Raw genomic sequence first — 7520 nt, 5'->3', positions numbered from 1 at the left:
CAACGACAAGGAGGCCAGCAGCTGGTCGTGGCGGGAGACGAGCAGCGAGGGGGACGAGCCGGCGGTGGCGGAGATGGACGTGAAGCGCGTCTCGATGTGGACGATTGCGCAGGGGATGGAGGACGGTAGTAACCCGACGCGGGTCATCGCTGGGACCACCGACGCGGGGTCGTCTCGTTCATCGTCCGAAGGCGGGCACGGCAGTCGCAAAAAGGCTACGGGCCGCGCCTCGATTACGGATCGCGGGTCGCCCCGGCGGTTGCTGAGGGCGCCGTCGTGTCAGTTGCCGTACGGCCAGTCGCCAGTGATTTTCATGCCGGCGGCGAGGTTCTCGTCCTCCAGTGCCGTCGCGATGTCGGCCTCGCTGGCGTGCGCGACGGCGAACTCGGCGTCTGCGAGGTCGACGGCGAGTTCGGTGAGGAGGACGGCCTGCTCGCGGAAGTCGCGCGGGTCCAGTTTGTCCAGCGTGTCCGCGAACGTGTGGCCCCACCCGCGGCCAGACCCGCTCGTCTCGCTGGATACGTGGTACCCCGGAACGCCGTATTTCACGTACTCCCAGTGGTCGGAGTGCGGGTTCAGGTCGTGGGACACCGAGACTCGGTGGTCGAAGCGGTCGCCGACGGCCTCGGCGGCGTCGCCGAGCGCGTCGAAGCGATGCGTGTAGCACTTGAGCGTGCGTCCGCGCACGACGCCGTCGAGGTTCAGGACGGCGCGTATCAGGTCGCGGTCGCGGTTGTCCGCGTCGTATTCCGACCCCTGGAGGCCGACCTCCTCGGCGCCGAAGCAGACGAATCGAACCCGTGTGTCGAGTTCGTCCTCGCGGCCGGCGAGCGCGTGCGCGAGTTCGACGACCATCGCGGTGCCGGCGCCGTTGTCCATCGCGCCCTCCGCGATGTCGTGGGCGTCGACGTGGCTGGTGACCAGGAGTTCCTCGTCGGTGTCCGGGCCGAGCGTGGCGTGGACGTTCTGGCTCGTGGCGTCGTGGGCGTTCGCGGTGACCGAGACGCCGACCTCGAAGCCGTCGTACTTGCGGCCGAGGCGCGACCCGACCTCCTTGGAGACGCCGACGGCCGGAATCTCCCCGAGCGGGTCCTCGCTGGTGCCGACGCTCCCCGTGGGCGGCAGGCAGCCCTCGACGTGGTTCCGGTAGACGAACCCGGCTGCGCCCGCTTCGACGGCGTGGTAGTACTTCTCGCGTCGGTGGAGGTAGCGGTCGTACCAGTCGGGGACGTCCGACGCCACCATCACGACCTTGCCGGTCACGTCCGTGTCTTCGAAGTCGCGGGGGAGGCCGTACCCGAGGTCGACGAACTCGCCGGTGACGTCGCCGCTGGGACTGCGCGGCAACGCGATGCAGCCCTCCTCGCCGTCCGGCGTCTCGACGGCGCTGTCGCCGCGCGTCCAGCCCTGGATCGAGAACTCGTCGAGCGTCGCGTCGCCGCAGGCTGCCGTGAGCGCGTCCCGCGTGGCTTCCGCGGCCTCGCGTTCGCCCGCCGACCCCGCCATCCTGTCGCGGACGTCGACGAGCGTTTCGAGGTGATTCCAGCCTGTGTCGCTGGTGAACACGTCTCCAATCCAGTCAGTCATGAGCGTACCGACGCCCACCACGCCGTAAGTCGTTTCGGAAGAAAAGCCGACGAGGGGGTCGCGGCGCGCTCGCCGCAGTCGATTCGACCTTACAGGTCGCCTTCGTCCTTGAGGCCCGCGATGACGTCGTCGACGAGGGACTCGGCGTCGTCGTACGGGAATTCGGCGCGACTGGAGAGTTTCGTCGCCAGCTCCATCGCCGTGAACGACTGGCCGCCGGCCTCGAACGTCGTCGAGGGGCCGTTCGGGAGCGCGGGCACGAGATCCATCTGGTTGTTCACGGGGTAGTCCGCACCCGAGAACGCGTCCAAGAGTTCTTTCCGGAGTTCGGCTTCGACGTCTGCCATACTCGAAGGTGTGCGGGCCCATAGCAAAAGGGTTCTGGAACCGTCGACCTGCGGACAGGAGTTTCTGCCCGGGTCGCACGGGGAACAGCGCTGTCGGACATCAGGCGCTCCGCGCGGACGAGCCGACCGGTCGCGACTCCCGAACGTTCGGGAACTGAAGTTTTTTGCTGGCTGCCGGTGACGCTCCGAGTATGCGAGAGGCGCTCTCGGAGTGGCGGCCGCGGATCGACGAGGAGATCGCGCGGTTACTCCCGCGGACGCTGTCTGCGGGCGACGTCGCCGAGCAGTTCGGGTCGCCTCGCTTCGAGTACGACGAGGCTGCGCTGACTGCCGCACTCACGGAGCCGGTGTGGGACCTGCTGGACCGCGGCGGAAAGCGCTGGCGGCCGGTCCTGTTCCTGCTGGCCGCGGAGGGGTTCGGCGGCGACCCCGAGTCGCTGTTGCCGTACGCGGCGATTCCGGAAATCCTGCACACCGGCACCATCATCGTCGACGACGTCGAGGACGGCGCGACGCTGCGGCGCGGGGAGCCGGCGGTCCACCGCAAGTACGGGACGGACGTCGCGCTGAACGCCGGGAACGCGCTCTACTTCGTACCGTTGAAAGTCCTCACCGACGACCCCGGCGGACTGCCCGCGGAGACGCGGCTCCGGGCGTTCGACATGCTCACGCACGAACTCAACCGCACCCACCTCGGTCAAGGTACGGACATCAGGTGGCACAACGGCGAACGCGTCGACATGACCGAAGCCGAGTACCTGGAGATGTGCGCGTGCAAGACGGGCTGTCTCGGCCGCATCGCGGCGCGGCTCGCTGCCATCGTCACCGAGCAGGACGAGGCCGCCGAGGCACACGTCGCCGACTACGCGGAGTCGCTGAGCATCGCGTTCCAGATCGCCGACGACGTCCTCGACGTCGAACACACCCTCGACGGCGACGGCGACTTCGGGAAGGCGTTCGGCAACGACATCCGCGAGGGCAAGCGCACGCTGATGGTGATTCACGCAGTCCAGGCGGCCAGCGAGCCCGCGGCCGCCCGCCTCCGGGAAATCCTCACCGCGGACGAGGCCAGCGACAAGGACGTCCTGGACGCAATCGACATTCTCCAGGCGACGGACAGCGTCGAGTACGCGCGCGAACGCGCACTGGAACTCGCCGCGGACGCACGCAGTCACCTGGACGCCGTCGCGATGCGCGACGAGCAAGCCGACCAGCTCGCGGCGTTCACCGAGTACGTCGTCGAGCGAGAAATCTGACGCTGGGCATCGCGTACCCGGCCTGCCGCGCGCGAGCCTGGACTGTGTGGATGCACCAGACTGCCGGTAGACCCGTCCTTTTACCCCGCCCTCCTGCAGGCTTAGGCATGGCAGTCGAATTCGACCTGTTGAGCGAACTGACGGAGACGAGTGGCACGCCCGGACAGGAGGAACGCGTCCGCGACGTCGTCCGCGACCGCCTCCCACCGGACGTCGACGCGGTACGGACCGACGCGATGGGGAATCTCGTCGCGACCGTCGAGGGAGCGACCAACCCGGACTTCGAGGTGCTGGTGGCCGCGCACATGGACGAAATCGGGTTCGTCGTCCGCCACGTCCACGACGACGGCTTCGTCCAGGTTGACACGCTCGGCGGCTGGGACCCTCGCATCCTCCGCGCTGAGCGCGCGACCGTCCACACCGAGGACGGCGACCTGCCGGGCGTCATCGGGTCGCCGCCGCCACACACAGACCAGAACCCCTACATGCGGGACAGAGACGAGGTCCGGGACGTCTTCATCGACCTCGGCCTCCCCAGCGACGACGTCGATGACCGGGTGGACGTCGGTGACCGCGTGACCCTGCGGCAACCGCTGGAGCGCGTCGGCGACCTCGTCTCGGGGAAAGCCATCGACAACAGGGTGAGCGTGTACGCGCTGCTGCGGGCCGTCGAGGAGACGGACCCGGACGTCACCGTGCACTTCGTCGCGACCACCCAGGAGGAGGTCGGTCTGCGGGGCGCGGACGCCATCGGGTTCGACCTCGACCCGGACCTCGCGCTGAACCTCGACACCACCGTCGCCAACGACATCCCGCAGTTCGTCTACGAGGAGGACTACGTCACGGAGCTCGGCGAGGGCGTCGCCGTGAAGTTCAAGGACGGCGTCGTCATCCCGAACCCGAAGGTCATCGACCACCTGCTCGACGTCGCGGCGGACGAGGAGATCGACCACCAGCGCGAGGTGTTGACTGCCGGCGGCACGGACACGGGGCCACTGCAGCGGACCCACGGCGCGACGCCCGTGGGCGCTATCTCGACGCCGACGCGCTACCTTCACACGCCCACAGAGGCGGCGCACGTCGACGACATCGCCGGGGTCGTGGCGCTGGCGTCCGCGTTCCTCTCGGACCTCGACGGCGACGAGGACTACACACTGTAGGGCCGGGGGGACTATCCACCGAACATGTGGGGGTGTCCCTTGAGGGGGGACGACGACGTACTGTGGCGCATGCCAACGGAGGCCGGGGCTGTGGACGAGACCGGTGAGGAGGGCGCTGCCTGCAGCGCGTGGGACAACTCCCGCTGCGAGGGGACCGTGTACTGTCAGGCCCGGTGTCCGCGAGCGTACGACGACGACGCCGCGAGTGCTACGGAGTCGCCGGCGCCCTCGGGCCGCACGAGTTCGTAGAGAACCGTCTCGTGGACGTACGCGCCGGCGTCGTTCAGGCCGTCTGTGAGCACCGCGGAGCCGTGGTCGGATCGCGCGACCTCCACGCACGCTCGTCGACGTCGCCCTCGAGCGCGGCGACGAGGCCGGCGCTCGTGTACTCGTCCGGCACGACGTCGACCGTCCAGCCCGCGTCGCTGCAGGCCGCCGCGGTCGCCTCGCCGATGGCGCACAGCGTCGCGCTCCCCGGCGTCCAGCCGGCCTCTGCGGCGAGTTCCACGCCGGTCTTGCTCGTCACGACGACGAACCCGGCGTCGTCGCGGGGCGAGGCGCCAGTCGCTTCAACGGCGAGCATCGGGTCGGGGACGGGCGCGGCGTCCAGCGACTCCAGCAGGTCGACGGCGTCCGCGAGTCGGTCGTCGTCCGGCCGGAACACCGCGACGCGGGGCTGGTCGCTGTCCGGGGACTGGTTCTCGCCCGCCGTCACGTTCGCGTCCCCGCTCTCACCCGTCATTGGACGTCCTCCCTGATGCCGGCGACGCCGCCGATGACGGTGACGGCTGGCGGTTCGATGCCGACCTCGTCGCGCGCGTCGACGATGGTCTCGAGCGTCCCCGTCGCGACCTGCTGGCCGGGCCGCGTCCCCTTCTCCACGAGCGCGACGGGCGTGTCAGCGTCCATGCCCGCGTCCAGCAGTGCCCGCGTGTAGTCCGGGAGTTTGCCGACGCCCATCAGCACCACGATGGTGCCGCCCGTCGCCGCGAGTGCGTCCCAGTCCACCGCGGACTCTTCCTTGGTGGGGTCCTCGTGACCCGTGACGAACGACACCGACGACGCGTGGTCGCGGTGCGTCACGGGGATGTCGGCGGCCGCGGGCGCAGCGACTGCGGACGTGATGCCCGGGACGACCTCGAACGGCACGCCGTGCTCGGCGAGGTAGACCATCTCCTCGCCGCCGCGCCCGAACACGAACGGGTCGCCGCCCTTCAACCGCACCACGTCGTTGCCCTCGCGCGCCAGTTCGACCATCCGGGCGTTGATGTCGGCCTGCGGGGTGCGCTCGCCGCCAGCGCGCTTCCCCACGTCCTCGCGTTTCGCCTCGGGAATCGCCTCGAGAATCGCCGGGCCCGGGAGCTTGTCGTGCAGGACGACGTCCGCGTCCTCCAGCAGTCGCTTCGCCTTCACGGTCAACAGCTCCGGGTCGCCCGGGCCGCTCCCGACGAGGTAGACGGTCCCCGGCACGCTACTCCCTCCGCGCCGCTTCGATGAGGTCGGTCGCGCCGCGCTCCCGGAGGTCCGCGGCGAACTCGCGCGCCTCGACGGCGTAGTTCTCGATGTCGAGGTCGCGGCTCTCCCCGACCTGCTGGGTGCCGTCCCGGCTGAACACCTGGACGTCCGTGCGCACGATCTGACCCTGCACGAGCGCGTAGACGCCGATGGGGGCGATACAGCCGCCGCCGACTTCCTCGAGGACGACGCGCTCGGTGGTCGCCTCGACGCGCGAGCGCACGTGGTCGAGTGCGTCCCGCAGGTCGTCAGCGACGCCGCTGTCCTTCCGAGCGGTGATGGCGAGCGCGCCCTGCCCGGGCGCCGGCACGTGCGTGTTCGTCGACAGCTCCTCTGCGTGCACGTGCCGGATGAGGCCCGTGCGCTCGAGGCCGATGCGCGCGAGCACGACGGCGTCGTACTCCGTGTCCACCTTGCGCTCGAGTGCGGACTGCTCCAGCGGCGACAGCGAGTCGAACCACTCCTCGACGGTCTGGTCGAACTCGGCGTTCTGGCGGGTGTCGTGCCCGCTGGCGCTGGCGTCCTCGTTGTCGGCTTCGCCCGCGTCCTCGAGGTTCTGGACGCCGTCCTCGATTGTCTCCGTGGACTCGTAGTCGCCGCGCTCCTGCTCGCGGGCGTCCTGGGCTTTGCGCTCCTTCTCGGCCTCCGTGCGGCGCTCGTGGTCGGCCTGCAGGCGCGGCGCGAGCAGTTTCTCCACGCGGGTGTCGACGTTCCCGCGAATCGGTTCCACCTCCAGGTCCGGTCGATGGGCCTGCACTTGCGCGCCCCGCCGCAGGCTCGCGGTGCCGACGACGCTGCCCGCAGGCAGGTCCTCGAGGGGCGTGCCGTCCGGCGTCACGAGCACGTCCGCCGGGTTCCCGCGGCGCGGCACCGCCGCTACGACCAGGTCGTCTGGAACGTCCGTCGGCACGTCCTTCATCGAGTGGACGGCCGCGTCGACGTTCCCCTCCAGGACTTCCTCGTCCAGTGCCCGCACGAACGCGCCCGTCTTCCCGAGGTCCTGGATCAGGGCGTCGGTGACGCGGTCCCCCGTCGTCTCCACTTCCACGAGCTCCACCTCGTGTCGGCGGTTCTCTAGCTCCTCTTTGACCTCGCCGGCCTGCCGGAGCGCCAGCTCCGATCCCCTGGTGGCGAGGCGTATCGCGTCGTCGCTCATACGTCTTCGTCCGCGCGCTGGGTTGAAACCCCCTGCGTTCTCCGCCCCAATCGCCCGCTTAGTTCACGGCGGTACCGCTCGCTTACTCCGTGGACTCGCTCCGCTCGTCCACGCTTCCCGCGGCGGTGCCGCTCGCTCAGTTCGCGGGGTCCCGCTGGTCGTCAGCCCGCAGCTCTCGTCGCCACTCCCACAGATTCGACGGCATCGCCACGTGCCCGGCTCGCTCGCGGAGATACGAGACGCTCAGCCACGTCCCGGCGACGAGGCCGGCGCCGAGACAAAGCGCGCCGACCGCGAGCGTGTCGCTGCTGCCGGTGACGCCCTCGAAGAACGCGCGCCGCCGCCGATCACCGCGACGTCGACGACGGCCGCGAGCTTCGCCGGGCGACCGGTGTCACTGGGCCAGTCGCCGCCCGCCGCAGCGACGTCGCGGGCGTCCCGCCACAGCGCAAGCGGCAGCACGGCGAACACGACGAGCGCGGGCACGCCGAGCGCCACG

Annotated in this window: 7 protein-coding genes and 1 pseudogene; 2 read left to right on the top strand and 6 right to left on the bottom strand. The window is 70.1% G+C overall.

Annotated elements, in window-relative coordinates:
• Positions 1–279: 279 nt before the first annotated feature.
• Positions 280–1587, bottom strand: a complete 1308-nt coding sequence (locus GRX66_RS14450; RefSeq protein ID WP_159527188.1) for a M28 family peptidase — start codon at positions 1585–1587, stop codon at positions 280–282.
• Between the two features lie 89 nt (positions 1588–1676).
• Positions 1677–1934, bottom strand: a complete 258-nt coding sequence (locus GRX66_RS14445; RefSeq protein ID WP_159527187.1) for an MTH865 family protein — start codon at positions 1932–1934, stop codon at positions 1677–1679.
• Positions 1935–2125: 191 nt separating this feature from the next.
• On the opposite strand from GRX66_RS14445, the gene GRX66_RS14440 reads away from it, so the two are divergent.
• Both GRX66_RS14440 and GRX66_RS14435 read left to right on the top strand, forming a co-directional pair.
• Entirely contained in the window at positions 2126–3190 is a 1065-nt protein-coding gene (locus tag GRX66_RS14440; RefSeq protein ID WP_159527186.1) for a polyprenyl synthetase family protein, read from the top strand.
• 107 nt (positions 3191–3297) lie between these two features.
• Positions 3298–4350, top strand: coding sequence for a M42 family metallopeptidase (locus GRX66_RS14435; RefSeq protein WP_159527185.1), 1053 nt, complete (start codon positions 3298–3300; stop codon positions 4348–4350).
• A gap of 194 nt (positions 4351–4544) precedes the next feature.
• On the opposite strand, the pseudogene GRX66_RS14430 reads toward GRX66_RS14435, so the two are convergent.
• The 4 genes and pseudogenes from GRX66_RS14430 to GRX66_RS14415 form a co-directional block, all read right to left on the bottom strand.
• Positions 4545–5092: pseudogene (locus GRX66_RS14430) on the bottom strand (uroporphyrinogen-III synthase); the annotation flags it as partial.
• Complete coding sequence (gene cobA, locus GRX66_RS14425) at positions 5089–5820, bottom strand: uroporphyrinogen-III C-methyltransferase (RefSeq protein ID WP_325064131.1); 732 nt, start codon at positions 5818–5820, stop codon at positions 5089–5091. The pseudogene GRX66_RS14430 and the gene cobA, both read right to left, overlap by 4 nt.
• 1 nt (position 5821) lies before the next feature.
• Positions 5822–7021, bottom strand: a complete 1200-nt coding sequence (gene hemC / locus GRX66_RS14420) for a hydroxymethylbilane synthase (protein ID WP_159527184.1) — start codon at positions 7019–7021, stop codon at positions 5822–5824.
• A gap of 243 nt (positions 7022–7264) precedes the next feature.
• A partial coding sequence (locus GRX66_RS14415; RefSeq protein ID WP_159527183.1) for a hypothetical protein occupies positions 7265–7520 on the bottom strand: 256 nt, incomplete at its 5' end.

The sequence above is a fragment of the Halobacterium bonnevillei genome (assembly GCF_009831555.1).
Lineage (GTDB): Archaea > Halobacteriota > Halobacteria > Halobacteriales > Halobacteriaceae > Halobacterium > Halobacterium bonnevillei.
This window is presented reverse-complemented; position numbering and strand designations above follow the sequence as displayed.

Bases quoted from the DNA above. Each gene is read 5' to 3' on its own strand.
- hemC (WP_159527184.1), bottom strand. From the start codon at position 7,021: ATGAGCGACGACGCGATACGCCTCGCCACCAGGGGATCGGAGCTGGCG.
- GRX66_RS14445 (WP_159527187.1), bottom strand. From the start codon at position 1,934: ATGGCAGACGTCGAAGCCGAACTCCGGAAAGAACTCTTGGACGCGTTC.
- GRX66_RS14450 (WP_159527188.1), bottom strand. From the start codon at position 1,587: ATGACTGACTGGATTGGAGACGTGTTCACCAGCGACACAGGCTGGAAT.
- GRX66_RS14440 (WP_159527186.1), top strand. From the start codon at position 2,126: ATGCGAGAGGCGCTCTCGGAGTGGCGGCCGCGGATCGACGAGGAGATC.
- GRX66_RS14435 (WP_159527185.1), top strand. From the start codon at position 3,298: ATGGCAGTCGAATTCGACCTGTTGAGCGAACTGACGGAGACGAGTGGC.